The 25,934-nt window shown below is 59.2% G+C and carries 25 protein-coding genes; 19 read left to right on the top strand and 6 right to left on the bottom strand.

The features are described 5' to 3' along the window. The first annotated feature begins 33 nt into the window (after positions 1-33). Positions 34-447 carry an alternative ribosome rescue aminoacyl-tRNA hydrolase ArfB gene (gene arfB / locus TU74_RS07225; RefSeq protein WP_047275997.1) on the top strand — a complete coding sequence of 138 codons (414 nt, stop codon included), beginning with the start codon at positions 34-36 and terminating at the stop codon, positions 445-447. Between the two features lie 10 nt (positions 448-457). Here arfB and TU74_RS07220 read toward each other — a convergent pair whose 3' ends face one another. The 6 genes from TU74_RS07220 to phhA form a co-directional block, all read right to left on the bottom strand. Beyond that, on the bottom strand, positions 458-1,633 hold the full coding sequence (locus tag TU74_RS07220; RefSeq protein ID WP_048375756.1) for an MFS transporter: 1,176 nt from the start codon (positions 1,631-1,633) through the stop codon (positions 458-460). Positions 1,634-1,651: 18 nt separating this feature from the next. Next, on the bottom strand, positions 1,652-1,828 hold the full coding sequence (locus TU74_RS24425) for a hypothetical protein (protein ID WP_088500190.1): 177 nt from the start codon (positions 1,826-1,828) through the stop codon (positions 1,652-1,654). A 90-nt stretch (positions 1,829-1,918) separates the two neighbouring features. Next, complete coding sequence (locus TU74_RS24875; RefSeq protein ID WP_255163946.1) at positions 1,919-2,050, bottom strand: hypothetical protein; 132 nt, start codon at positions 2,048-2,050, stop codon at positions 1,919-1,921. 195 nt (positions 2,051-2,245) lie between these two features. Continuing rightward, complete coding sequence (locus TU74_RS07215; RefSeq protein ID WP_162199708.1) at positions 2,246-3,445, bottom strand: amino acid aminotransferase; 1,200 nt, start codon at positions 3,443-3,445, stop codon at positions 2,246-2,248. Then, positions 3,442-3,798, bottom strand: coding sequence for a 4a-hydroxytetrahydrobiopterin dehydratase (locus TU74_RS07210; RefSeq protein WP_047275993.1), 357 nt, complete (start codon positions 3,796-3,798; stop codon positions 3,442-3,444). The genes TU74_RS07215 and TU74_RS07210 overlap by 4 nt, the downstream gene beginning before the upstream one ends. A gap of 59 nt (positions 3,799-3,857) precedes the next feature. After that, on the bottom strand, positions 3,858-4,649 hold the full coding sequence (gene phhA / locus TU74_RS07205) for a phenylalanine 4-monooxygenase (protein WP_047275991.1): 792 nt from the start codon (positions 4,647-4,649) through the stop codon (positions 3,858-3,860). Positions 4,650-4,923: 274 nt separating this feature from the next. Between phhA and TU74_RS07200 the strand changes: the two genes are divergently transcribed. From TU74_RS07200 to fliE, 18 genes are all read left to right on the top strand, one after another. Beyond that, a complete protein-coding gene (locus tag TU74_RS07200; RefSeq protein ID WP_047275989.1) occupies positions 4,924-6,486 on the top strand; it encodes a sigma-54-dependent phenylalanine hydroxylase transcriptional regulator PhhR in 1,563 nt (520 codons plus the stop codon). A gap of 232 nt (positions 6,487-6,718) precedes the next feature. Beyond that, a complete protein-coding gene (locus TU74_RS07195; protein WP_047275987.1) occupies positions 6,719-7,459 on the top strand; it encodes a flagellar basal body rod protein FlgF in 741 nt (246 codons plus the stop codon). A 44-nt stretch (positions 7,460-7,503) separates the two neighbouring features. Then, complete coding sequence (gene flgG / locus TU74_RS07190; protein ID WP_047275985.1) at positions 7,504-8,289, top strand: flagellar basal-body rod protein FlgG; 786 nt, start codon at positions 7,504-7,506, stop codon at positions 8,287-8,289. Between the two features lie 49 nt (positions 8,290-8,338). Beyond that, positions 8,339-9,034, top strand: coding sequence for a flagellar basal body L-ring protein FlgH (flgH, locus tag TU74_RS07185; protein WP_047275983.1), 696 nt, complete (start codon positions 8,339-8,341; stop codon positions 9,032-9,034). Positions 9,035-9,078: 44 nt separating this feature from the next. Further along, positions 9,079-10,188, top strand: a complete 1,110-nt coding sequence (locus TU74_RS07180) for a flagellar basal body P-ring protein FlgI (RefSeq protein ID WP_048375754.1) — start codon at positions 9,079-9,081, stop codon at positions 10,186-10,188. Between the two features lie 10 nt (positions 10,189-10,198). After that, a complete protein-coding gene (flgJ, locus tag TU74_RS07175; RefSeq protein WP_048375752.1) occupies positions 10,199-11,467 on the top strand; it encodes a flagellar assembly peptidoglycan hydrolase FlgJ in 1,269 nt (422 codons plus the stop codon). A gap of 10 nt (positions 11,468-11,477) precedes the next feature. Next, positions 11,478-13,523 (top strand): flagellar hook-associated protein FlgK, encoded by a 2,046-nt coding sequence (flgK, locus tag TU74_RS07170; protein WP_048375750.1) that lies wholly within the window; start codon positions 11,478-11,480, stop codon positions 13,521-13,523. Positions 13,524-13,537: 14 nt separating this feature from the next. Further along, a complete protein-coding gene (locus TU74_RS07165) occupies positions 13,538-15,115 on the top strand; it encodes a flagellar hook-associated protein 3 (RefSeq protein WP_048375748.1) in 1,578 nt (525 codons plus the stop codon). Positions 15,116-15,480: 365 nt separating this feature from the next. Then, positions 15,481-16,407, top strand: coding sequence for a ketoacyl-ACP synthase III (locus tag TU74_RS07160; protein ID WP_047294556.1), 927 nt, complete (start codon positions 15,481-15,483; stop codon positions 16,405-16,407). Positions 16,408-16,665: 258 nt separating this feature from the next. Next, positions 16,666-18,312 carry a flagellin N-terminal helical domain-containing protein gene (locus tag TU74_RS07155; protein WP_048375746.1) on the top strand — a complete coding sequence of 549 codons (1,647 nt, stop codon included), beginning with the start codon at positions 16,666-16,668 and terminating at the stop codon, positions 18,310-18,312. A 72-nt stretch (positions 18,313-18,384) separates the two neighbouring features. Beyond that, positions 18,385-18,738, top strand: coding sequence for a flagellar protein FlaG (locus TU74_RS07150; protein WP_048375744.1), 354 nt, complete (start codon positions 18,385-18,387; stop codon positions 18,736-18,738). Between the two features lie 81 nt (positions 18,739-18,819). Then, positions 18,820-20,187, top strand: coding sequence for a flagellar filament capping protein FliD (fliD, locus tag TU74_RS07145; protein ID WP_048375742.1), 1,368 nt, complete (start codon positions 18,820-18,822; stop codon positions 20,185-20,187). A gap of 99 nt (positions 20,188-20,286) precedes the next feature. Next, positions 20,287-20,676 (top strand): flagellar export chaperone FliS, encoded by a 390-nt coding sequence (fliS, locus tag TU74_RS07140; protein ID WP_048375740.1) that lies wholly within the window; start codon positions 20,287-20,289, stop codon positions 20,674-20,676. Between the two features lie 25 nt (positions 20,677-20,701). Continuing rightward, positions 20,702-20,995 carry a flagellar protein FliT gene (gene fliT / locus TU74_RS07135; protein WP_047294548.1) on the top strand — a complete coding sequence of 98 codons (294 nt, stop codon included), beginning with the start codon at positions 20,702-20,704 and terminating at the stop codon, positions 20,993-20,995. A 177-nt stretch (positions 20,996-21,172) separates the two neighbouring features. After that, positions 21,173-22,648, top strand: a complete 1,476-nt coding sequence (locus tag TU74_RS07130) for a sigma-54 dependent transcriptional regulator (protein ID WP_047294546.1) — start codon at positions 21,173-21,175, stop codon at positions 22,646-22,648. A 160-nt stretch (positions 22,649-22,808) separates the two neighbouring features. After that, positions 22,809-24,008 (top strand): sensor histidine kinase, encoded by a 1,200-nt coding sequence (locus TU74_RS07125; protein WP_047294544.1) that lies wholly within the window; start codon positions 22,809-22,811, stop codon positions 24,006-24,008. A 5-nt stretch (positions 24,009-24,013) separates the two neighbouring features. Beyond that, positions 24,014-25,417 (top strand): sigma-54-dependent transcriptional regulator, encoded by a 1,404-nt coding sequence (locus TU74_RS07120; protein WP_048375833.1) that lies wholly within the window; start codon positions 24,014-24,016, stop codon positions 25,415-25,417. A 184-nt stretch (positions 25,418-25,601) separates the two neighbouring features. Further along, positions 25,602-25,934, top strand: coding sequence for a flagellar hook-basal body complex protein FliE (fliE, locus tag TU74_RS07115; protein ID WP_047294522.1), 333 nt, complete (start codon positions 25,602-25,604; stop codon positions 25,932-25,934).

Genomic DNA, 25,934 nt, shown 5'->3' with positions numbered 1-25,934 from the left:
TATCCTGCACGCCCTGATCAAGGACCCTTTTTAATGCTGGTCATCTCCAACAACGTCCACATCCCCGACGCCGAGATCGAACTCACGGCCATCCGCGCCCAAGGGGCGGGCGGGCAGAACGTCAACAAAGTTTCAAGCGCCATGCACCTGCGCTTCGACATCCCCAACTCGTCCTTGCCGCCGTTCTACAAAGAGCGGTTGCTGGCGCTGCGTGACAGTCGGATTACCGGCGATGGCGTGTTGATTATCAAGGCGCAGCAATACCGCACCCAGGAGCAAAACCGCGCCGATGCCCTTGAACGGTTGCTTGAGCTGATCGTCAGTGCGACCAAGGTTGAGAAAAAGCGTCGCCCGACCAAGCCGACGTTGGGGTCAAAAACCCGTCGGCTGGAGTCCAAGAGCAAGCGCGGCAACCTAAAGGCGGGGCGCGGCAAAGTGGATTTCTAGGTGCCGCGCGTCAGCGACTGCGTGCCTGCCGGTACAAATACAGGCTGAGCATCAGCCCGCTGAACGCTGCCAGCGCGGCAAACAGGAAGATGGACGCAAAGCCGAAACCGGCCGCTACCGCGCCCACCAGCGGTCCGGTAATGCCCAGTGACAAGTCGATGAACAGCGAATAAGCCCCGACGGCCGCACCGCGACTGGAAGCAGGCACCAGGTTCACCGCTTCGACGCCCAAGGCCGGGAACACCAGCGAAAAGCCAAACCCGCTCAGCGCCGCGCCAGCCAGTGCCAGTTGTGGATTTGGCGCCAGCCACAGCAGCAGCAAGCCCACGGTTTCGACGCTCAGGCAGGCGATCGCTACTCGAAAGCCGCCCAGGCGATTGATCATGTTGCCGAACAGCAGTCGCGCGCCGATAAAGCTGGCACCGAACAGGCTCAGGCACAGGACGGCGTTTTCCCAGTGTTGGGTCGCGTAATACAGGGTGATGAACGTGGCGATGGTGCCAAAGCCGATGGAGCCCAGTGCCAGCCCGGTGCCATGGGGCAGCACCCGGCCCAGCACATGCAGGAACGGCAGGCGCACGCCACTGACAATCGGCGCGGCCAGTTTGGGCCACGCCAGCAGCAGCCCCAGCGCGGCCAGGGCGATGATGCTGGCGCCCATGCTCCACATGCCCCAGTGGTTGACCATCATCACCCCCAAGGGTGCGCCGACGGCGATTGCGCCATAGCTGGCGATGCCGTTCCAGGAAATCACCTTGGCGGTGTTCTGCGCACCGACGCGGCCAATGCCCCAGCCGATGGAGCCCGAACCCACCAGGCTTTCAGCGCTGCCCAATACCAGTCGCCCGATCAGCAGGCTGGTAAGGCTCAGTGCAGGCATGGCCGACAGCCAGCTGGACACCAGCATAAAAACGCCGCTCACCCCGCACCCGGCCAGGCCATACATGACGGCGCGTTTGCTGCCCAAGTTGTCGATGATGCGGCTGGCGTAAGGGCGGCTGAGCAGTGTGGCCAGGTACTGCACGCTGATCACCAGCCCGGCGATGACCGTGCCGTAACCCAAGTGGTTGTGCACGTAACCGGGCAAAACCGCCAGCGGGATGCCGATGTTCAGATAACCAATAAAGGTAAACAGAACGATGGACACCACCTGCAGGGTGATCGCCAGTGGACGTTGTTCGGTCATGGGGCAGGTCCTGCGGGGTTAGAGCGGTGCAACCAGGCGGGTTGCGATCAGGGCGGCCAGGGCGTTTTCCCGGGTGCCGAACCGCTGGAGCAGGGTGGCTTGTTTTTCCGGTGTGAGGCGATCCCATAGCACGATCATTTGCTCGGCGGTGCCGATCAGTACGCTGGCTTGGGTGTCGTCGAAAGAGTCAGTCACGCTGTAATCCGGGGGAGTAAAAAAGGTGGGGCGATTGTGTCAGGCGGTATGAAAAGCCGAAAGCTTTTCGCACCGCCTGAGTGCGAACCGTCAGTCTTCGCTGTCGGCCTTGAGGCTTTCAGGGGCCTCGTCCAGTGCGGGGTTTTCGCCACTGGTGTGTTGCGGGGTTGGCTGCTGAGTTTCATGCAGGCTTGGGAAGGGGAGGTTTGGGATTTCGTGCATCGTCGCGCTCCTCGCAAGGTGTGTTTTTAAATCGCTGGGTACATCCGCGCTTTTAAAAAGCTAGGGCAGGATACATGACCGGGTGTGACAATTTGTCTTTTTTTGTGTCTGGCGGGGGTGTGTGGCGAACTTTTCATCGTGCTGTTGTCGTGCATCTGCCGGAACGGACGCGGCCGTCCCGGCAGATTCACGGTGTCAGTGCGTGCAGACCTGCGCGATGGCTTTGGCCAGCAGGCCCAGGCGCGTGCCGTCGACCCCGGCCATGTTGGCGCGGCCGGACCCGACCATGTACACACTGTGCTTCTCGCGCAGCAATTGCACTTGATCGGCACTCAATCCAGTGTAGGAAAACATCCCGCGCTGTTGAGTGATATGAGCAAAGTGCTCGGCGAGGCCAAACGGCGTCAGTGCCTCCACCAAGCCGCTGCGCAGTTGCGCGATACGGCTGCGCATGGCTTCGACTTCGCTGGCCCACAGGTGCTTGAGTTGCTCATCACCCAAAATGATCGCCACCACCGCAGCGCCATGGTCCGGTGGGTTGGACCACAGGTTGCGCGCCAAATACGCCAATTGACTGCGGATGTCCGTCAGTTTCTCGGCGTCACTGGCGCAGACGATCAGCGCGCCCACACGTTCGCGGTACAGGCCGAAGTTTTTCGAGCAGGAGCTGGTGATCAGCAATTCAGGCAGTTCGCGAGCAAACAGGCGTGTGGACCATGCGTCTTGCTCCAGACCGTCACCGAAGCCCTGATACGCGAAGTCGATCAGCGGCAACAATTCACGCCGCTTCACGACGTCCAGTACCTGATGCCAATCGTCTTGCGACAGATCGAAGCCGGTGGGGTTGTGGCAACAGGCGTGCAACAGCACCACGTCACCTTTGGGCGCCTGTTCCAGCGCCGCCAGCATGGCGGCCACGTTTAGCGTGTTGTCACTGCCCACATACGGGTAGTGGCTGATCTTCAGCCCGGCCGCGGCAAAGATGGTTTCGTGGATCGGCCAGGTCGGGTCGCTCAACCAGATGCCGCGCCCCGGCAAGCACTGTGCAATGAAGTCAGCACTCAAGCGCAACGCGCCGGTGCCACCCGGGGTTTGGGTGGCGCCCGCACGTTTGGCGCTTAACAGGGGCGAATCGGCACCCAGCACCAGTTCGCTGATCAGTTGGCCAAAACGGCTGTCGCCATGTCCGCCGATGTAGGTTTTGGTCTGCTGCAGGTCTACCAGGCGCTGTTCTGCCTGCTTGACCGACTGCAAAATCGGCGTCAGGCCGTTGGCGTCCTTGTACACGCCCACGCCCAAGTCGAACTTGTCCGGGTTGATGTCCTGATTGTAGGCGTCCATCAGGCCCAGAATCGGGTCGCCCGGCACCCGGCCAATGGCCGCGAAGTGCTTCACTTGCGACCTTCAGCGGTGCTGGCCACTTCGTCAGTGCGCGCGGCCATGATGAAGTCATTGCGGTGCAGGCCCTTGATGCTGTGACTCCACCAGGTCACGGTCACTTTGCCCCATTCCGTCAGCAGGCCCGGGTGATGGCCTTCAGCTTCGGAGATCTCGCCGACGGCATTGGTGAACGCCAGGGCGAACTTGAAGTTTTTGAACAGAAAGACCTTTTCCAGCTGCATCACGCCGTCGCGAACTTCGATGTTCCAATCCGGGATCTGTTTGATCAGTACCGGCAGTTCTTCGTCGCTGACCTGTGGGGCATCGGCGCGGCAGGCTTCGCAGTGGGCTTGGTTCAGTGCGTTCATGGTGTGTTCCTGAAGTCAGTTTTTCTTATGTGTACAAAGAGAAGTCGTAAAGGCGTGCGTCACGCGGCCTTGGGTTTAGGCGGAAACTTGGGCGCATGCAGGCCCAGTGCCATGCCTTTTTCAACCATGCCCATGATGTCTTCGTGGGCCAGGTCGAACAGTCGCTTCAAATCCGGCAGCACAAAATACAGGGGCTGCAGGATGTCGATGCGGTAAGGCGTGCGCATGGCTTCCAGCGGGTCGAAGGCTTGATGTTCCGGTTCTGAAGACAGGCTGTAAACCGTTTCTTTGGGCGATGACAGAATCCCGCCGCCGTAGATGCGTTTGCCGTCGGGGGTGTCGACCAGGCCAAACTCAATGGTCATCCAGTACAGGCGGGCCAAATACACGCGCTGTTCCTTGGTGGCTTGGAGGCCAAGCTTGCCGTAGGTGTGGGTGAATTCTGCAAACCACGGGTTGGTCAGCAGTGGGCAGTGACCGAAAATCTCGTGAAAAATGTCCGGCTCTTGCAGGTAATCCAGTTCTTCAGGGGTACGAATAAACGTCGCCACCGGAAACTGTTTATTGGCCAGCAATTCGAAGAAGGTCTGGAACGGAATCAGGGCCGGTACACGGGCCACTTGCCAGCCCGTGGTTTCGCCCAGCACGTGGTTGATTTCGCTCAGTTGCGGAATGCGGTCATGGGGCAGCCCCAGCTTTTCGATGCCTTCCATGTACTCAGGGCAGGCACGGCCTTCGAGCAGCTTCAGTTGGCGGGTGATCAGCGTGTTCCACACGCCGTGCTCGGCAGGTGTGTAGTCGATAAAGCCATCGGCATCAGGCTCGCGGGCGACGTATTTCGTTTGCTTCATGGGGCTCTCCGCAAGGAAATCGTTTTTATTATTCGGTGTGTGGCGATGACCTAGTGATACCCCAAACCCCGCCCTTGTTGCACTGGCGCAAAGCCATGAATGCTGGGATGATGCCCGGCATTCGTAAAGTATTCGTTACGAGTTGAGTGCCGCGCAGAGGTTCTTGTGCTTGCCGACCCTCAAACTGTCACAAAAACGTGACGTTGAAATCGTCGAACGGTGAAAAAGCCTACTGTTATGGGACTCAACCGCCCACCTTATTGAGCCTGCGTCCATGCGTATCAAAGTTCACTGCCAAAACCGCATTGGCATCCTGCGTGACATCCTCAACCTATTGGTTGCCTACGGCATCAACGTCAAGCGCGGTGAGGTGGGTGGCGATCAGGGCAATGCGATCTACCTGTATTGCCCGAACCTGATCAACCTGCAATTTCAGGCGCTGCGCCCCAAGTTTGAGACCATCGCCGGTGTATTTGGCGTCAAGCGCGTCGGGCTGATGCCCAGCGAGCGTCGGCACATGGAGCTCAACGCGTTGCTCGGCGCGCTGGAGTTTCCGGTGTTGTCCATCGACATGGGCGGTTCCATCGTGGCGGCCAACCGCGCGGCGGCTCAGTTGCTCGGGGTGCGCGTGGATGAAGTGCCGGGCATCGCGTTGTCGCGCTATGCCGAAGACTTCGACCTGCCGGAACTGGTGCGCGCCAACAAATCGCGGATCAACGGGTTGCGGGTCAAGATCAAGGGTCACGTATTTCTGGCGGACATTGCGCCCCTGCAACTGGAAAGCGATGACAGCGAGGCCATGGCCGGGGCCGTTCTCACCTTGCACCGGGCTGATCGCGTGGGTGAACAGATCTACAACGTGCGCAAACAAGAGTTGCGCGGCTTTGACAGTATTTTCCAAAGCTCCAAAGTAATGGCCGCGGTGGTGCGCGAGGCGCGGCGCATGGCGCCGCTGGACGCCCCTTTATTAATAGAAGGCGAAACCGGCACAGGCAAAGAGCTGCTGGCGCGGGCCTGCCATCTCGCCAGCCCGCGCGGGCAATCGCCGTTGATGGCGCTCAACTGCGCCGGTTTGCCGGAGTCCATGGCCGAAACCGAGTTGTTCGGGTATGGCCCCGGCGCTTTTGAGGGCGCACGGGCTGAAGGCAAGCTCGGGCTGCTGGAACTGACCGCTGGCGGTACGTTGTTTCTCGATGGCGTGGGGGAAATGAGCCCGCGTTTGCAGGTCAAACTCCTGCGTTTCTTGCAGGACGGCTGCTTCCGGCGCGTGGGCAGTGATGAAGAGGTCTACCTCGATGTGCGGGTAATGTGCGCCACGCAGGTGGATTTGTCCGAACTGTGTGCCAAGGGCGAATTTCGCCAGGACCTGTATCACCGCCTGAACGTGCTGTCGCTGCACATCCCGCCCTTGCGTGAATGCCTGGACGGGCTTGAGCCGCTGGTCGAGCATTTTCTGGATCAGGCCAGCCGTCAGATTGGCTGCGCGCTGCCGCGTCTGGCGCCCGCCGCGATGGATCGCCTGCGTCATTACCACTGGCCGGGCAATGTGCGCCAATTGGAAAACGTACTGTTTCAGGCTGTCTCGTTGTGTGAAGGCGGCGTGGTCAAGGCTGAGCACATTCGTTTGCCGGATTACGGCGTGCGTCAGCCGCTTGGCGAGTTCTCGATGGAGGGCGGCCTGGACCAGATTGTCGGGCGTTTCGAGAAAACCGTGCTGGAGCGTTTGTACTGCGAACACCCCAGCAGCCGTTTGCTGGGCAAGCGGCTCGGTGTTTCGCACACCACCATCGCCAATAAACTGCGCGAATACGACATCCTCAAACCCGGCAAAGACTGAGCCGGGCGCGTCACGTCAACATCGGCAAGGGGGCGCATGGGCGACGCCTTGCCGCAAACGGCACCTTTGCGCCGTTTTTACGTCTTATCGTCGTCTTCACTTTCCTGCCTTTTACCGTCAGGCCCCGTCAAACCGGGCTTTTTCGCCGTCAAAAAAAAGTTGGTGCGCAAATTGCTTAGTGCTCTGCAGTACAGCGGTGGGCGGCAAGCGTCCGTCAGGCAGAGGAAAGACTGTGGACAAGTACCTTTATGTGGCAATGACCGGCGCCAGCCAGAACGCACTGGCGCAGAAGGCGCATGCCAACAATCTGGCGAACATCTCAACCAACGGTTTTCAGCGCGACCTGGAACAGGCGCGTTCGATGCCGGTGTTCGGTGACAGCTTTCCGGCGCGTGCCTTTGCACTGTCGGAACGCCCGGCCACGGACTTCACCCCCGGCGCACTGGTTGAAACCGGTCGCGACCTGGACGTGGCCGTGCAGGGCAATGGCTGGCTGGCCGTGCAGGCGCCTGACGGCAGCGAAGCCTACGTGCGCACGGCGAGCATGAACGTCGATGCCCTGGGCATTCTGCGAGCAGGCAACGGCATGCCGATCATGGGCAATGGCGGGCCGATTGCCGTGCCGCCGCAGCAACAGATTGAAGTCGGTGAAGACGGCACCATCAGCATCCGCGCCATGGGCGAAGGCCCGCGGGTGATGGCTGAAGTCGACCGGATCAAGATGGTGCAGCCCGACCTGAAAAACATGACCAAGGGCCTCGACGGTTTGATCCACACCAAAGACGGCCAGCCAGCGGTGGCCGATGCCAACGTGCGCGTGGTCTCGGGCTTCCTGGAAGCCAGTAACGTAAACGCGGTGGATGAAATGACCTCGGTGCTGGCCCTGGCCAAGCAGTTCGAGCTGCACATCAAGATGATGAACACCGCCAAAGAAGACGATCAGGCCATGACGCGCGTCCTGTCCATCAGCTAATTATTTAACGCGGCGCCGAAAAACCGGCGCGCGAGGAGAACTGCATGCTTCCGGCACTCTGGGTTGCTAAAACGGGTTTGGCTGCACAAGACACCAACCTGACCACCATTTCCAACAACTTGGCCAACGTATCGACCACGGGCTTCAAGCGTGATCGTGCCGAGTTCCAGGACTTGCTTTACCAGATCAAACGCCAGCCTGGCGCGCAATCGACCCAGGACAGCGAGCTGCCTTCGGGCCTGCAAGTGGGCACTGGTGTGCGCATCGTGGGCACCCAGAAGAACTTTCAGGCCGGTAGCCTGCAAACCACCGAGCAGCCGCTCGACCTGGCCATCAATGGCCGTGGTTTTTTTCAGATCATGCAGCCTGACGGCACTACGTCCTACACCCGTGACGGTACTTTCCACCTCGACTCCAACGGCCAGATCGTGACAGCCAACGGTTTCGCGCTGGAGCCGGCGATTGTGGTGCCGCCTGATGCGCAGACCTTCACGGTCGGCCAGGACGGCACCGTGTCGGTGACTATCGCCGGCAACCCGGCCGCGCAAGTGATCGGCAACCTGCAAACCGCTGACTTCATCAACCCGGCCGGTTTGCAGGCACAGGGCGGCAACTTGTTCCTGGAAACCGCTTCCAGCGGCGCGCCGCAGATCGGTACGCCGGGCCTGAACGGTTTTGGTCTGACCATGCAAAGCATGCTTGAGACCTCCAACGTCAGCACCGTGGAAGAAATGGTCAACATGATCACCACCCAGCGTGCCTACGAGATGAACTCCAAAGTCATCTCCACCGCCGACCAAATGTTGTCGTTCGTTACGCAAAATCTGTAATCACGTAGACAAGGCGGCCTGAAGGTCGCCTGCACGCGCGGGAGAGGTCATGAAACGCTTGTTTTCTGTTCTGGCATTGGGCGGTATCACTTTGCTGGCCGGGTGCGTCAGCCCGCCACCACGGGCCAACGACCCGTACTATGCGCCAGTGTTGCCGCGCACGCCGCTACCGGCGGCGGCCAATAACGGCTCGATCTACCAGGCGGGCTTTGAGCAAAACCTGTACAGCGACCGCAAGGCGTACCGGGTGGGTGACATCATCACCATCACCCTGAACGAGAAGACCCAGGCGAGCAAAAACGCCAACTCGCAGATCGGCAAGAACAGCAACACCAGCATCGGCCTGAGCTCGTTGTTCGGCAGTGGCCTGACCACCAATAACCCGCTGGGCAGCGGTGACCTGAGTCTGAACGCCGGTTACAGCGGCAGCCGGGCGAGCAAGGGCGACAGCAAGGCCGGGCAGGGCAACAGCCTGACCGGTTCGATCACGGTGACCGTGGCTGACGTACTGCCCAACGGCATCATTGCCGTGCGCGGCGAGAAATGGATGACCCTCAACACCGGGGACGAGCTGGTGCGTATTGCCGGTCTGGTGCGGGCCGATGACATCGCCACGGACAACACCGTGTCGTCGACCCGTGTGGCCGATGCGCGCATCACGTATTCGGGCACCGGCTCGTTTGCCGATGCGAGTCAGCCGGGCTGGTTTGATCGTTTCTTCCTGAGCCCGCTGTTCCCGTTCTAAGCGGACCTTTTATCAGTGTTTTTATTCAAGTGATGGCCCGAACCATGTTCAACCTCAAGCATCTGCTGGCAGCCGCATTGCTACTGTCCACAGCCCTTGGCGCCCACGCCGAGCGGTTGAAGGACATCGCCAGCATTTCTGGCGTGCGGTCCAACCAATTGATCGGTTACGGCCTGGTGGTCGGGCTTAATGGTACGGGCGACCAGACCACGCAAACGCCGTTCACCCTGCAAACGTTTAATAACATGCTCTCGCAATTCGGCATCAAAGTGCCGCCGGGTTCGGGCAACGTGCAGTTGAAAAACGTCGCAGCGGTGTCGATCAGTGCCGACTTGCCAGCGTTTGCCAAGCCGGGGCAGCAGGTTGATATCACCGTTTCCTCCATCGGTAACTCCAAAAGCCTGCGCGGCGGCACCCTGTTGCTGACCCCCTTGAAAGGTATCGACGGCAATGTGTATGCCATCGCCCAGGGCAACCTGGTGGTGGGCGGCTTTGACGCTGAAGGTCGCGACGGTTCGAAAATCACGGTTAACGTGCCCTCTGCGGGTCGGATTCCTGGCGGTGCTTCGGTTGAACGTGCCGTGCCAAGCGGTTTCAACCAGGGCAACAGCCTGACGCTGAACCTCAACCGTTCCGACTTCACCACCGCCAAGCGCGTGGTGGACAAAATTAACGACCTGCTCGGCCCCGGCGTCGCGCAAGCCATCGACGGCGGCTCGATCCGCGTCACCGCGCCCCTGGACCCTAGCCAACGTGTCGACTACCTGTCGATTCTGGAAAACCTGGAAGTGGACCCCGGCCAAGCGGTGGCCAAGGTCATCATCAACTCGCGTACCGGCACCATCGTGATCGGCCAGAACGTCAAGGTATCGCCAGCGGCCGTGACCCACGGCAGCTTAACCGTGACCATCACTGAAGACCCGATTGTCAGCCAGCCCGGCCCGCTGTCCAACGGCCAGACGGCCGTGGTGCCGCGTTCGCGGGTCAATGCACAGCAGGAAGCCAAGCCGATGTTCAAATTCGGTCCGGGTACCACGCTGGATGAAATCGTGCGTGCAGTGAATCAGGTGGGGGCAGCGCCGGGTGACTTGATGGCGATCCTTGAAGCCCTTAAACAGGCCGGCGCGCTGCAAGCCGACCTGATTGTGATCTGAGGCCTGCGTCATGGATATGCGTAAGAGTGGCGTAGTCAGCGGCAGCGATTCGGGGGCCTTCACCGACCTGAACCGTCTGAACAACTTGAAAGTGGGCGACCGCGAAAGCGACGGCAACATGCGCAAGGTTGCGCAGGAATTCGAGTCGTTGTTCCTGAATGAAATGCTCAAGTCGATGCGCTCGGCCAACGAAGTGCTGGGCAAGGACAATCCGCTCAACACCCCGGCGGCCAAGCAATATCAGGAAATGTACGACCAGCAGTTGTCCGTGACCTTGTCGCGACAGGGTGGCGGCATTGGCCTGGCTGATGTGTTGATGCGTCAGATGTCGAAAAACAAATCGGCGGTGCCGGGCGACACCCCGGCGGCCACCGCACTGACCCCTGAAGCCAAAGTCGCCACCCCAACCGCAGCGGTGACCCCGGCCGACAGCCCGTTTGTGCGCTCCAATGGCCAGCGGCCGTTGTGGGCGGCGCGGGTGGTGCTGGCACCGGGTGCGGGGCAGGGCGGCCATCAAAATGACATGGCACTGCTCAATCAGCGGCGTCTGGCCTTGCCCACCAAACTGACGGACCGGTTGCTGGCAGGCATTGTGCCGTCGGCTGACCCGGCCCGCGCCACGATCAATACGGCCCCGGTGCCGGATCGCACCAGCGCGTCGATGGACGCCGTGCTCAAAGGCAGTCGCCAGCCGATGGTCAGCGCCGCAGGTGCCCAGGGCCGGATGCAGGTGTATGGCCGTGCTGTGGCCCAGCCACCTTTGGCGCCTGCGAAAAAAGCCTTTGAATCGCCGGATGCGTTCGTGGCCACCATGTTGCCAATGGCCCAGCAAGCGGCCGACCGTATCGGCGTCGATCCGCTGTATCTGGTGGCGCAAGCGGCACTGGAAACCGGCTGGGGCAAATCGGTCATGCGTCAACAAGATGGCACCAGCAGCCACAACCTGTTCGGCATCAAGGCCACCGGCAGTTGGCAGGGCGCTCAGGCGCGTGCCATCACCAGTGAGTTCAAGGGCGGGCAGATGGTCAAGGAAACAGCGGCGTTCCGTTCCTATGACTCCTACCAGGACAGCTTCCACGACTTGGTCACGTTGTTGCAGAGCAACAATCGTTATAAAGAAGTGCTGAGCGCTGCCGATAAACCAGAACAATTTGTACGCGAGCTGCAGAAGGCCGGTTACGCAACCGACCCGAATTACGCCAGCAAGATTTCGCAGATAGCCAAACAAATGAAGACCTACCAGAGCTATGCCTCAACAGGTTCCTTCGCGCATTTATAAGGTTTGAACCATGGCGAGTTTGATCAACATCGGGATGTCGGGGCTGAACGCCAGCCAAGGGGCATTGGCCACGGTCGGCAACAACATTGCCAATGCTAACGCGGCGGGCTATTCGCGCCAGCAAATCGTGCAAGGCACGGCGGGCTCGCAGCAAGTGGGCGGAGTCTTTATCGGCACCGGCACCACGCTGGCGGACGTGCGTCGCGTCTACAACGCCTACCTCGACGCCCAGTTGCAAACCACCACGTCGCTCAATGGCGACGCGCAAGCCTATCTGGACCAGATCGGCCCGATCGACAAATTGCTGTCGGATAAAAGCACCGGCGTTTCCGCCGCGCTCAGCAGCTTCTTCGCCTCGCTGCAAAGCGCTGCGGCGGCGCCGGGTGATGCGTCGTCACGTGACCTGTTGTTGGGCAACGCCAAGACCCTGAGCAACCGGTTCAACGCTATTGCCAGCCAGCTCAATCAGCAAAACGAGGGCGTGAACAGCCAGCTGGAAACCCTGACCTCCATGGTCAACCAGCACACAGCGACCATTGCTTCGCTGAACAAGCAGATCGCCCAGGCGACGAGCGGGGGCAACACCCCGAACGACCTGATGGATGCGCGCAATGAAGCCGTGCGCTCGCTCAACGAGCTGGTCGGCGTGACGGTGCAAGAGCACGACAACGTGTACGACGTCACCCTCGGCACCGGTCAATCCCTGGTGCTGGGCAACACCTCCAACACGCTTTCGGCTGTGCCGGGTAAAACCGACAAGAGCCAGTACACGATTCAGATCAACTACGCGTCTTCCAGCTCTGACGTCACCTCGGTGATCAGCGGCGGCAAGATCGGCGGCCTGATTCGTTACCGTGACGATGTGCTGGCCCCTGCGATCAATGAGTTGGGGCGCACGGCGCTGGTGGTTGCAGACGCGATCAACCAACAGTTGGGGCAGGGCCTGGATGCCAACGGCGAGTTCGGCTCGTCGTTGTTCAACAACATCAACAGTGCCAAAGCCATCAGTGAGCGCAGCCTGGGCTCGACCGGCAACAGCGCAGGTTCCGGCAACCTGGATGTCACCATCACCAACAGCGGCGCGCTGACCACCTACGACTATCAGGTGACGTTCAGCAGCAACAACGACTACACGGTGAAGCGTTCCGACGGTACGGTCATGGGGTCCTACAAACTGGATCAAAAACCGGCGCCGGAAATTGACGGCTTTACCCTCAAGCTCAATGGCGGCGCCCTGGACAAGGGCGACAGCTTCAAAGTCAGCCCGACCCGCAGTGGCGCGACCAACATGGGCGTGCAAATGACCGATTCCAGCACGTTGGCGCTGGCCGGTCCGCTGGTGGCGAGCAAGGGTGGCTCCAACAGTGGAACCGGCGTGATCAGTGGTCTGGACCTGTCCCAGGCGCTGAATATCTACGGCGGCGCGGACCTGGGGCTGGCGCAGAGCGAGATCGAAGGCGCGATGCCTGTACGGCTGGCCTTTGACGAAGCGGTCAACGGGGTTCAGGGCTATCGCGTGCTGAACGAGAAAGGCGAAGAAATCGGCAAGGGCACGATCGTGCCGGGTCAGGACAACAAGGTCACGATCAATGTGCCGGTGCTGGACGCCGCCGGTCAGCCGGTGCTGAATCCGGACGGTTCGAAGAAAACCGTCGGCTTCGAGACCACCATCAGTGGTTCTCCCGGTAAGGGCGACAGCTTTGACATCAAGTTCAACAAAGACGGCAAGGCGGACAACACCAACGCCAACAAACTGCTCGACCTGCAAACCAAACCCACCGTCGGCGTGAACAGCGGCGGCGGTGGCGTGAGCATGGCCACGTCCTATAGCCAGTTGGTGTCCAAGGTGGGCGGCAAGGCCAGCCAGGCTCAAGTTGACGGCACGGCCACCAATGCAGCGTTGTCTTACGCAGCTGCCAGCCGCAGCTCGGTATCGCAGGTCAACCTGGACGAAGAAGCGTCCAACCTCGTCAAGTTTCAGCAGTACTACACGGCATCGTCGCAGATCATCAAGGTCGCGCAGGATACCTTCACGACGCTGATCAACAGTATTTAAGGGAGTTATCGACGATGCGTATTTCTACTGCCCAGTTCTTCGAGACCACCTCGTCCAAGTACCAGAGCAATTACTCCTCGGTGATTAAAACCCAGGAGCAGATCGATTCCGGCGTGCGAATCCAGACAGCCGCCGATGACCCGGTCGGTGCCGGGCGCCTGCTGCAACTGCAGCAACAGCAAGACATGCTGGCGCAGTACACCACTAACATGAACAGCATTAAATCGTCTCTGGCCAATCAGGAGTCGGTGCTCGACACGATCAACAATGCCCTGCAAAAAGCCAGCGAGCTGGCGTTGCAAGCGGGCGGTGGCGTGGTCAGTGATGCAGACCGGCTGTCGATAGCCAATGAATTGGGCAATATCGAAGATCAGGTGTTCAGCCTGCTCAACAGTAAGGACGCTTCGGGTAACTACATGTTTTCCGGCTCCAAAACCGATACGCCGCCGTATACCCGTAACAACGACGGGACCTACACCTATCAGGGTGATGACACGCAACTGAACCTGAAGGTGTCTGACACGCTGACCCTCGCGGGCAGTGACACTGCCAAAAGCATCTTTGATGGTGCTATCAATACCGGTCGCACGCAGGCTGAACTCACCACCAAGCCCGCGACGGCTGTGGATGGCACGGTCTCGGTGTCGGGTGGCCTGATCACCTCAAGTCCTGTGTTCAACAAGGATTTTTCCCAGGGCCAGCCTTATCAAGTGGAGTTCCTTAGCAGCACGCAATACGTGGTGCGCGACGGCTCGGGCAACGACATCACCTCCGAGGTGCCGGGCAACGGCGTGTTTGACGCCACCAAGGAAGGCGCTCATAGCATCAGCCTGCGGGGGGTGGATTTTGATATCAACCTGAACCTCAAGGACATCGCGGCAGCGGATCAGGACGATGCGGTCAAGGGCCATATTTTCACCCTGGAAGCCAAGCCTGACTCGTTCAATGCTTCGCGCTCACCGGGCAATACCTCGACCGCACAAATCACCGGCAGTACGGTGGACGATGCCAAGGTCTATGGCGACAGCTTTCCGGCCAGCGGCGCGGTGATCAAGTTCACCAGCGACACAGAATATGAGATTTACGCGCAGCCGTTGACGGCCAACAGCAAGTCGATTGCCAAGGGCACCATGACAGGCGATTCGCTGACGGCCATGGGCGTGACCTTCGATTTCACCGGTGCGCGCGCGGCAGGTGATCAGTTTGTGGTCAGCGCCAATAATCACCAGAGCCAGAGTGCGCTCGACACCATCAGCCAGTTGCGCCAGGCACTGGCGACTCCAAGCGATGGCGATGTGCTTGCGCAGCAGAAACAGCGTGATGCCATCAACTCGGCCATCGGCAACCTGAAGAACGCCAGCGCAGGCGTGGATACAGCGCGTGGTTCCATCGGTGCGCGGTTGAAAGCGGTAGACACCCAGACGGCGGAAAACGACAGCATGGCCATGGCCAACAAGTCGACCATCGCCGCCATTGGCAACACAGATATGGCAGGGGCATCCATCGATCTGGCGTTCCAGAAAGCCATGCTTGAAGCTTCGCAGCTGGCCTTCGTGAAAATCTCTCAGTTGAGCCTGTTCAACAAGATCTGATCCCGCCTTGCGCGTCGACACAGCCCACTCAATGAATGGGCTGTGTCGGTCCGCGCGCTGTAAATCCTCTCTTTCTCCTGACGGCCGGCCCCTGTGGCGGCCTCGGCGTGGGCGTGCTTATCTGAACGTCGCGTTGAAACGTTTTGTATAAACCACACAAAATAGAGTGACCTATGAGTCATAACGCGCATCTTCACTGTATCGTGTGAAACGTACGGGCGGATGCCGGGCCTTTCACAGGCCGTTTTGGGTATTTTCAGGCATCCACATTCGCTGCATTTCTTGCGCGGCGAAGGCCTTTTATTGTTAACGCCCCTCGATTCCAGAGCGGGTGATCTCCAGCTATTCAGTATTGGGAAGCCACCATGATTGGCATTAAAAGCATCGCCAGTTACGTGCCTGCAAACGGCGTAGACAACTATGCCCAGGGTGCGAAGTTCTCCAAGGACGAAGAATTTATTCTGGGCAAGATTGGTTCGGCATTCCTGCCGCGCAAAGATGCTGACCAGGAAACCTCGGATCTGTGTGTCGAAGCGGCCAATGCGCTGTTCGCCAATAACCCCCATCTCAAGCGCGAGTCCATCGACGCGCTGATCGTCATCACCCAAAACGGTGATGAAGAAGGCTTGCCCCACACCGCTGCCATCGTGCAGGACAAGCTCGGCCTGCCGACCCACGTCGCGGCATTTGATATTTCCCTCGGCTGCTCAGGTTATGTGTACGGCCTCTACGCGATGAAGGGCTTCATGGAAGCCACCGGCCTGAAAAACGGCCTGCTGATCACCGCCGACCCGTACTCCAAAATCGTCGACCCTGAAGACCGCAACACCACCATGCTGTTCGGTGACGCCGCCACGGCCACGTGGATGGGCGAAGACGCGCTCTGGCAGCTGGGCAAGGCCAAGTTCGGCACCGACGGTTCGGGCGCGCCGCACCTGAAAGTCACCGATGGGGTGTTCTTCATGAACGGGCGTCAGGTGTTCAACTTCGCGTTGCTCAAAGTGCCAGCGCACTTGCACGAGTTGCTCGATGAATCGGACCTCAAGGCTCAAGACATCGACGCGTTCTGCATCCACCAGGGCAGTGCGGCCATTGTGGATGCCGTGGCGCGGCGTTTTGAAGGTGAACCCGAGAAGTTCATCAAGGACATGGTCGAGACCGGCAATACCGTGTCGTCGAGCATTCCGCTGCTGCTGGAAAAGCACGCCATGGACACCACCTGGAAGCGCGTAGCGCTGAGTGGTTTCGGCGTGGGCTTGTCGTGGGGCTCGGCGATCATCTATCGCCCCTGAAACGTTTTACGCTGTACCCCAACGCCCGTGGCCGATAAAGCCATGGGCGTTTTACGTTCTGCGGGCGGTGCCTGATAGCGTTTTGGCGACAGGCTAACCCCCTGAAATACAAGGGATGGCACCCGGCCAGTAAAAAATTTCAAAAAAGCCCTCAAGCAACCTGCTTTCACGACGATAACTATTACGAAGGTTCTCTAGGCCACACCCGGCGGTTGCCAGGGCCGGAAGCCGCAGTATTCAACCCACGAGGAATTCGTCATGGCTCTATCAGTAAATACCAACATCACATCGCTGGGTGTTCAGAAGAACCTCAACAAGGCTGCCGACGCTCTCAGCACTTCGATGAACCGCCTGTCTTCCGGCCTGAAAATCAACAGCGCCAAAGATGACGCGGCCGGCATGCAAATCGCAAACCGTCTGGGCAACCAGGTGAAAGGTCTGAACGTAGCCATCGCTAACGCCAACAACGGCGTATCGATTGCTCAGACCGCTGAAGGCGCAATGCAAGAGTCCACCAACACCCTGCAACGTCTGCGCGAGCTGGCTCTGCAAGCTTCCAACGGTGATAAAAGCGACGCTGACCGTGTGTCCCTGCAGCAAGAATTCACCGCTAAAGTGGGCGAACTGACCCGTACCGCCAACACCACTACCTTCGGTGGTCGTAACCTGCTGGACGGTTCGTTCAACAACGTGGCTTTCCAGATCGGTGCTGACGCCAACCAGACCATCTCGTTCGGCATGACCGACATCAGCGCCACTGGCCTGAAAGGTACTTACAGCGAAGCCAAAACCAATGGCGCAGACATGGCTGGCCTTACCGCTACTTCGATCGGTTCGGCTGTCAATGCCTCGGTTACTGGCACAGTCGCCGTAAAGCCAACGGCTGACATTTCTGTAAAAATCAATGGCACTGATGTTGCACTAGCTAAAGACGCCACAGCAGCTGATATGGCCAAAGCCATCAATGACGCAGGCATCTCGGGTGTTTCGGCTTCGGCAGACACGGCTGGCAAAATTACCCTGAAATCTGCCAATGCTGACTTGGTCGTAGAGGGCACTGATGGTGCTACAGCACTGGGCGTTGCAGAAGCAACTACCAAGGCTGAAGATTCGCTGGTGCCTGCCGGTACCATCACCGTTAACGGTGAAGACCTCAAGATTTTGGGTACTGAAAAAGTCAGTGAGGTAGTTACCAGCATCGGTAGCATGGCAGGTATCGCTTCGGCCAAGCTGAATAACGGCCGTATCGAAATCACTTCTAAAGATGGTTCTGATGTCGCGCTGAGCAATAAAACCAGTGGTGCTCTGTCGGCTCTGGGTCTGGCTCCTGGCACTTCGCAGGCCAAGCTGCAGGCCGATACTTCGATTAGCCTGAATGGCGTTGAAGTCAAGTTCAAGAAAGGTGACACCGCTGACGCGATCGTTTCTTCGATTAACAGCGCAAGCACTGGTGTCACTGCCAGCAAGAACTCTGACGGTACCTTGGCTCTGTTTGCTGACAAAGATATTGTGATTGCCGACGGTAGCGCAGGTGGCGGTCTTAAAGCTCTGGGTCTGGACGCAGGTAAAACTGCAGCCGTGACTCTGGAAACCACCGTTTCCGACCTGAGCGTTCTGACTGCTGCTTCCGCTCAGCAAGCGATCCAGGCTCTGGACGGCGCCATGCAACAGATCGACAGCCAGCGTTCGCAGCTGGGTGCCGTTCAAAACCGTTTCTCAAGCACCGTGTCCAACCTGCAAAGCATCGCGCAGAACTCTACCGCTGCTAAAGGCCGTGTAGAAGACGCCGACTTCGCCGCTGAAACCGCTGAGCTGACCAAGCAGCAAACCCTGCAACAGGCTTCCACTGCGATCCTGTCTCAGGCTAACCAATTGCCATCCTCCGTACTGAAACTGCTTCAGTAATCACGGCGCTTGGTCAATAACGGAAGGGCGCGTTTACGTGCCCTTTCGTTTTTTCAGTGTTGAGGTGATGACATGGACATGAGCGTCAAGCTGAACGCGGCTTACACCGCCACTGTTGCTCAACAAGCTGCTACGGCATCGACTCCGGCTCCTGCCGCCCCGTCCACGGTTCAAGACGCAGTGACCCCTGCGCCAGCGCTCAAGCGCGAAGACCTGGAAAAGGCCGTCAACGACATTCGTGAGTTCGTGCAGTCCACCCAGCGCCAGCTGGATTTTTCCATTGACGACTCCACCGGTGTGGTCGTGGTCAAGGTAATCGCCACGCACAGTGGTGAAGTGATACGTCAACTCCCCTCAGAAACCGCATTGAAGCTGGCTCAAAGCCTGAGCGATGCCGGTAGTTTGTTATTTCAGACAAATGCCTGAGGTGGCATGAATTTTGTTGTTGTCTGCCGAGAAGGTGCAGTTAGCCAATAAAACGGCAGCCAACGAAAAGGAGATAAAAAGATGGCCAGTTCAACGATAAGCGGCGTCGGTTCGGGGGTTGATACACAATCCATCGTCAAGGCTCTGGTGGCTGCTGAAAAGGCACCTAAACAGGCGCAGATCACCAAGCAGCAAACCACGACCACGATCCAGCTTTCAGCATTGGGTACGGTGAAAGGCGCGCTTGATGCTTATCGCACGGCCATCGGCAAGCTCAAGGATGCGTCAAGCTTCAGTGGCTTGGCAGGCACTACCTCGGATGAGAAGAAATCCAAGGTGACGATTGATGCCACGGCGTCTACGGGTAAGTACGACTTGGTCGTGCACAACTTGGCAACCGCCTCTAAAGTCAGCAGTCCGGTATTTGCAGGTGGGAATTCGGCAGTCGTTAACAGCGGCGATGAGGCGACCACGCTGACGATTTCGCAGTCGGGTGTGGATTACGACGTGAACGTGCCCGCGGGTGCGACCATGAAAGAAGTGCGTGAAGCCATTAATACGCAGCTTCAAAGCAAAGGCATCAGTGCCAACGTGTTGAATGATGCCAGCGGCTCACGGCTTGTGCTGACTTCGTCGACGATGGGTAAAGGAACTGAAATTACCATGAGTGGTAATTCTTCTTTGTCTGAGGGCTTCACCACGCTAGTTGAGCCGAAGAACGCCTCTTATTCGATTGATGGCCTGGAAATGGAGTCTGCCAGCAACAAGGTGGACTCGGCTATCAGTGGGGTAACCCTGGAGTTTTTGGTCGGTGGTGATGCGGCGTCGACCATTTCGGTAGGCGCCAACACGGACACCTTGAAAACCTCTGTGCAGGCATTTGTCACGGCTTACAACGCGTTGATGGGGTCCATTAATACCCAAACCAAGGTGACTGCCACCGGTGATTCGGCCACCACCACTTCCGGGGCGTTGACAGGCGATGCATCCATGCGTCAGTTGGTCTCAGGCCTGCGTAATGAGTTGCTGAACAGCAGCGGTTCGAATGCGGCCATAGGGCTCGCCCAGATGGGCGTCAGCACAGACTCTAAAACGGGCTTGTTGAGTCTGGATGACAAGGCATGGAACAAGGCCGTCGCCTTGCCTAATGGCGCCACTAACATTGCCAAAGTGTTCACGGGCGACGCGGGTCTGATCTCGCGCATGACCAAAATGACTGCGCCCTACGTCGGCACAACCGGGACTTTGTCCCAGCGCACCACCGACCTGAACAACAAACTGACCGACCTGACCACCCAGCAAGCCGAGCTGGACCGTCGCATCGATAGCCTGCAAACCTCGTTGTCGGCCAAGTACAACGCCATGGACACGTTGGTAGCGCAGCTCAATGCCAGCAGCTCCAGCATCATGACCACGCTTAACGCGCTGAATAATCCCAAGTCGAATTAAAGCCGGGTGGGCCGGGCCGGTTAAAGTTTTGGCCGGCCCGGTCGACACAGGTTAGTAAGTCCACCTATTTTTGCCGGTCACCTGTTACGAGGTAGAAACATGAACCCGATGCGCGCCCTTCGTCAGTACCAGAAGGTCAATTCCCACGCTCAAATCTCCGAGGCCAGCCCGCACCGGTTGATTCAGATGCTGATGGAAGGTGCTCTGGAGCGTATGGCACAAGCCAAAGGTGCCATGGCTCGGGGGGATATTGCTCAGAAGGCTTTGCTGATCACCAAGACCATCGACATCATCACGGGCTTGCGTGCGGGCCTGCGTGAAGAAAATACCGATGACAAGGAAGCGCTGCGTCAGTTGGACAGTCTGTACGAGTACATGACCAAGCAATTGACCCTGGCTAATGCCAAAAACGACCCAGAACTGATCGACGAAGTCGCCCGCCTGCTGATCACTGTCAAAAGTGGTTGGGATGCCATCGCGCCAGAATAAGCCTGCCGGTCCCGAGGAGTGCGTCATGAGCCAATTGCAACGAATTCAACAAACCCGTGATGCGCTGATCGATGCCTTGGCTGAGCGCAACTGGGAAGCCATCGGCGAGCTGGATACCGCCTGTCGGGATTGTGTCGAGAGCGTGCTGGCCGAAAAGCCGGTGGACGAAGCGGTCTTGCGCGAGAATCTTGAGGGCCTGTTAGTGGTGTATCGCATGCTGCTGGAAGCCGCTACAGGGGAGCGCCAGCTCGTGGTTGATCAGATGGCGCAGATCAACCAAGCAAAAAATGCTTCAAAGGTTTACCATCTGTTCGGTTAAGACCTAAAAATTTTGTGGTTAAGCGTGTTTGTAGCGCCATAAAATTGACTGCATACAATTTTTTGACTTAACTAGTGCTGTTTTCTGATTTCAGTCGTCTTAAATATCCATACGGGTCAAGGCGTCTACCTTGCCCCTCAATCAGGGCATTGAGTTGACTAGGGAAGTTGCTATTGCATGTGGCGTGAAACCAAGATTCTGCTAATCGATGACGATAGCGTCCGTCGCCGCGACCTGGCGGTGATTTTAAATTTTCTGGGCGAAGAAAATTTATCCGCCGCGAGTAGCGATTGGCAGCAGGCTGTCGGTTCCTTGGCGTCCAGCCGCGAAGTACTCTGCGTGCTTGTGGGCGACGTGAGCAGTGCGGGTGGGGCTTCGAGCTTGCTTAAGACACTCGCCGTGTGGGATGAGTTCCTTCCCATTTTACTTTTGGGTGATATTTCTTCGGTCGACCTGCCCGAAGACCAACGCCGCCGCGTGCTGTCCAGCCTTGAAATGCCCCCCAGCTACAGCAAATTGCTCGATTCGCTGCACCGTGCCCAGGTCTATCGTGAGATGTACGACCAGGCCCGTGAGCGCGGTCGGCACCGTGAACCGAATTTGTTCCGCAGCCTGGTCGGCACCAGTCGAGCGATCCAGCACGTGCGCCAAATGATGCAGCAAGTGGCCGACACCGACGCCAGTGTGTTGATCTTGGGCGAGTCGGGGACCGGCAAGGAAGTGGTCGCGCGCAACCTGCATTACCACTCCAAACGCCGTGACGCGCCCTTTGTGCCCGTTAACTGCGGGGCGATTCCCGCCGAGTTGCTCGAAAGCGAACTGTTCGGCCATGAGAAGGGCGCATTCACCGGCGCCATCACCAGCCGCGCCGGGCGTTTTGAACTGGCCAACGGCGGCACGCTGTTCCTGGATGAAATCGGCGACATGCCGCTGCCGATGCAGGTCAAGCTGCTGCGCGTGTTGCAGGAGCGCACCTTTGAACGTGTGGGCAGTAACAAAACCCAGTGCGCCGACGTGCGCATCATTGCCGCGACCCACAAAAACCTCGAAAGCATGATTGAAGTCGGCGCCTTCCGCGAAGACTTGTACTACCGCCTCAACGTCTTCCCGATTGAAATGGCGCCGTTGCGTGAGCGCGTCGAAGACATCCCGTTGTTGATGAACGAACTGATTTCGCGCATGGAGCACGAAAAGCGCGGATCCATCCGCTTCAATTCAGCCGCCATCATGTCTTTGTGCCGCCACGGCTGGCCGGGTAACGTGCGTGAACTGGCCAACCTCGTTGAGCGCATGGCCATCATGCATCCCTACGGGGTGATCGGGGTGGCCGAGCTGCCGAAGAAATTCCGCTACGTGGACGACGAAGACGAGCAATTGGTCGACAGCCTGCGCAGCGACATGGAAGAGCGCGTGGCCATCAACAATGCCACGCCGGATTTCACCGCCACGGCCATGCTGCCGCCCGAAGGGCTGGACCTCAAAGACTACCTCGGTGGTCTGGAGCAGGGCCTGATTCAGCAAGCGCTGGACGACGCCAACGGCATCGTGGCCCGTGCCGCAGAGCGGCTGCGCATCCGTCGAACCACCTTGGTGGAAAAGATGCGCAAGTACGGCATGAGCCGTCGTGAAGGTGAAGAACAGGCGGATGATTGACGCCTGTTTTTTAACCTGTTGATTTATAAGTATTTTTTTTTAGGCACGGGTATTGCTAAGTCTCTGCTAACGAACCGTTTTATGACGGTCAGCCACGCGAGAAAGTCCCATGCCTCAGTCCGCCCCGCAGTCCTCCGTCCCTGATCTCGCAGGGCACGCCATGTCTCTGGCCGTTCAGCCCTTGAACCCGGTTGAACAGGCCAGTCGGGAAGGGCTTGAGCAGGCGTTCTCGCTGTTCAGTCAGATGTCGACTCAATTGACCGATTCCTACAGCCTGCTGGAAGCCCGGGTGACCGAGCTCAAGGGCGAGCTGGCGGTGGTCAGCGCCCAGCGCATGGCCGAACTGGCGGAAAAAGAGCGGCTGGCCAATCGCCTGCAACACCTGCTGGACCTGCTGCCGGGCGGCGTGATCGTGATCGACGACCGCGGCCGGGTGCGCGAGGCCAACCCGGCCGCCTGCGAACTGCTGGGGCTGCCGCTGGAAGGCGAACTGTGGCGCCATGTGATCGCGCGCTGTTTTGCGCCCCGTGAAGACGATGGCCACGAAGTTTCCCTGATTGACGGCCGACGCCTGTCGATTTCCACCCGTTCGCTGGATGCCGAGCCGGGTCAACTGGTGCTCCTCAACGACCTGACAGAAACCCGGCGTCTGCAAGACCAGCTTGCGCGCCATGAGCGCCTGTCTTCCCTGGGTCGCATGGTGGCGTCGCTGGCGCACCAGATCCGCACGCCTTTGTCGGCGGCCTTGATCTACGCCAGTCATTTGACTGAGCAACAGTTGCCGGTCGAGACCCAGCAGCGCTTTGCCGGGCGCCTTAAAGAGCGCTTGCATGAGTTGGAGCATCAGGTGCGAGACATGCTGGTGTTTGCCCGCGGAGAACTGCCCCTCACTGACCGCATTGCCCCCAAAGCGTTGATGCAGGCGCTGCAAGCCGCCGCGCAACCGCACGTCGAAGGCATTGCGATGCGCTGGCAGTGCGACATCCATGATGGCGAGGTGCTGTGTAATCGCGACACCTTGGTCGGTGCGCTGCTCAATCTGATCGAAAACGCCCTGCAAGCCGGCACGGCGCAGGTGCGTCTCAAAGTCCATGTGTACGCACGGGGCAACACTTTGCGCCTGTGTGTGAGCGACAGCGGCAGTGGCATCGAGCCTCGGGTGCTGGAGCGTTTGGGTGAGCCGTTTTTCACCACCAAAGCCACCGGCACCGGTCTGGGGCTGGCCGTGGTCAAGGCTGTAGTGCGCGCGCATCAGGGTCAATTGCAACTGCACTCGCGACTCGGGCGCGGTACCTGTGCACTGCTTGGCTTGCCATTGCTCGGCGTGCAGGAGATAGCGCGCGCGGGGGAGGCGAGCTGATGGCAATGCGCATCAATGTGCTGCTGGTGGAAGACGATCGTGCGTTGCGTGAAGCGTTATCCGACACTTTGCTGCTGGCCGGGCATCGGTTTCGCGCCGTGGGGTCTGCTGAAGAAGCGCTGGAGGCGGTCTCGGCCCAAGCGTTCAGTCTGGTGGTCAGCGACGTCAACATGCCGGGCATGGACGGTCACCAATTGCTCGCCCTGTTGCGGGCGCGGCAACCCCAACTGCCGGTGTTGTTGATGACCGCCCACGGCGCGGTGGAGCGCGCGGTGGACGCCATGCGTCAGGGCGCGGCCGATTACCTGGTCAAGCCGTTCGAGCCCAGGGCGTTGCTGGAGCTGGTGGCGCGTCATGCGCTCGGCAGTTTGGGTGCGGCTGACGCGCAAGGCCCGGTGGCCATCGAGCCGGCCAGCGCGCAACTGCTGGAGCTGGCGGCCCGCGTGGCCCGCAGCGATTCCACGGTGCTGATCTCGGGTGAGTCCGGCACCGGTAAAGAAGTCCTGGCGCGTTATATTCATCAGCACTCTCATCGGGCGACTCAGCCCTTTGTCGCGATCAACTGTGCGGCGATTCCGGACAACATGCTGGAAGCGACGCTGTTCGGCCACGAAAAGGGCTCGTTCACGGGCGCGATTGCGGCGCAGGCGGGCAAATTTGAACAGGCGGACGGCGGCACGCTGCTGCTGGATGAAATCTCTGAAATGCCCTTGGGCCTGCAAGCCAAGCTGTTGCGCGTGTTGCAGGAGCGCGAAGTTGAACGGGTCGGCGGGCGCAAGCCGATAGCGCTGGATATTCGGGTCGTGGCCACCACTAACCGCGATCTGGCGGGCGAAGTGGCGGCGGGGCGGTTCCGGGAAGATTTGTATTACCGGCTGTCGGTGTTTCCGCTGGCCTGGCGTCCGTTGCGCGAGCGCACCGCCGATATTCTGCCGCTGGCAGAGCGCCTGCTGGCCAAGCACATCAACAAAATGAAACACACCGCCGTACGCTTCTCGCCGGATGCGCAAGCGTGCCTGACCCACTACGGCTGGCCGGGCAATGTGCGTGAGCTGGACAACGCCATTCAGCGCGCCCTGATCCTGCAACAAAGCGGGCTGATCGAGGCGGCGGATTTTTGTCTGTCGGGGCCGGTGGCCTGTGCGCCGTTGTCTTCTTCAAGCAGTGCCAGATTGCCGGCGCCTGCTCAAACCCCCAACGAACCGGCCGGGGCGTCGGCGGGGGCGCTGGGTGATGACCTGCGCCGTCGCGAGTTCCAGTTGATTATCGACACCTTGCGCGCCGAACGGGGTCGCCGCAAAGAGGCCGCCGAGCGTCTGGGCATCAGCCCGCGCACCCTGCGCTACAAATTGGCGCAAATGCGCGATGCGGGTATGGATGTCGAGGCTTACCTGTTCGCCACCCCTTGAACACTGACGCTTGTCACTGCGCAGGTTGTGTCCGTGCGGTGCGACCACACGCCACTCATCTGCCTGCGACCTTTTGTAACGTGATTTGTTCCAGATCAATAAATAACTGGCACCCTTGTTGCTAACACCTCAGTGGATGCTGTGTGAGCGTCAAAAAATTGCGGGCCGTCGGAGAGAGTAGTCCATGAGCCAAGGTATTGAATTTAATCGAATGATGTTGGACATGCGGGCCATGCAAATGGACGCCATGGCCCAGCCGAAGTCGGCTGTGCAAGCGCCTGCCGAACTGGGCGCCCCCAGCTTCTCCGATATGCTCGGCAACGCGATCAACAAGGTCAGCGAAACCCAGCAGGCGTCGTCCCAGTTGTCGAACGCGTTTGAAATCGGCAAGAGCGGTGTTGACCTGACTGACGTGATGATTGCATCGCAGAAAGCCAGTGTTTCTTTTCAGGCATTGACCCAAGTACGCAACAAGTTGGTTCAGGCGTACCAAGACATCATGCAGATGCCGGTTTAA

This window comes from Pseudomonas lundensis, from assembly GCF_001042985.1.
Lineage (GTDB): Bacteria > Pseudomonadota > Gammaproteobacteria > Pseudomonadales > Pseudomonadaceae > Aquipseudomonas > Aquipseudomonas lundensis.
This window is presented reverse-complemented; position numbering and strand designations above follow the sequence as displayed.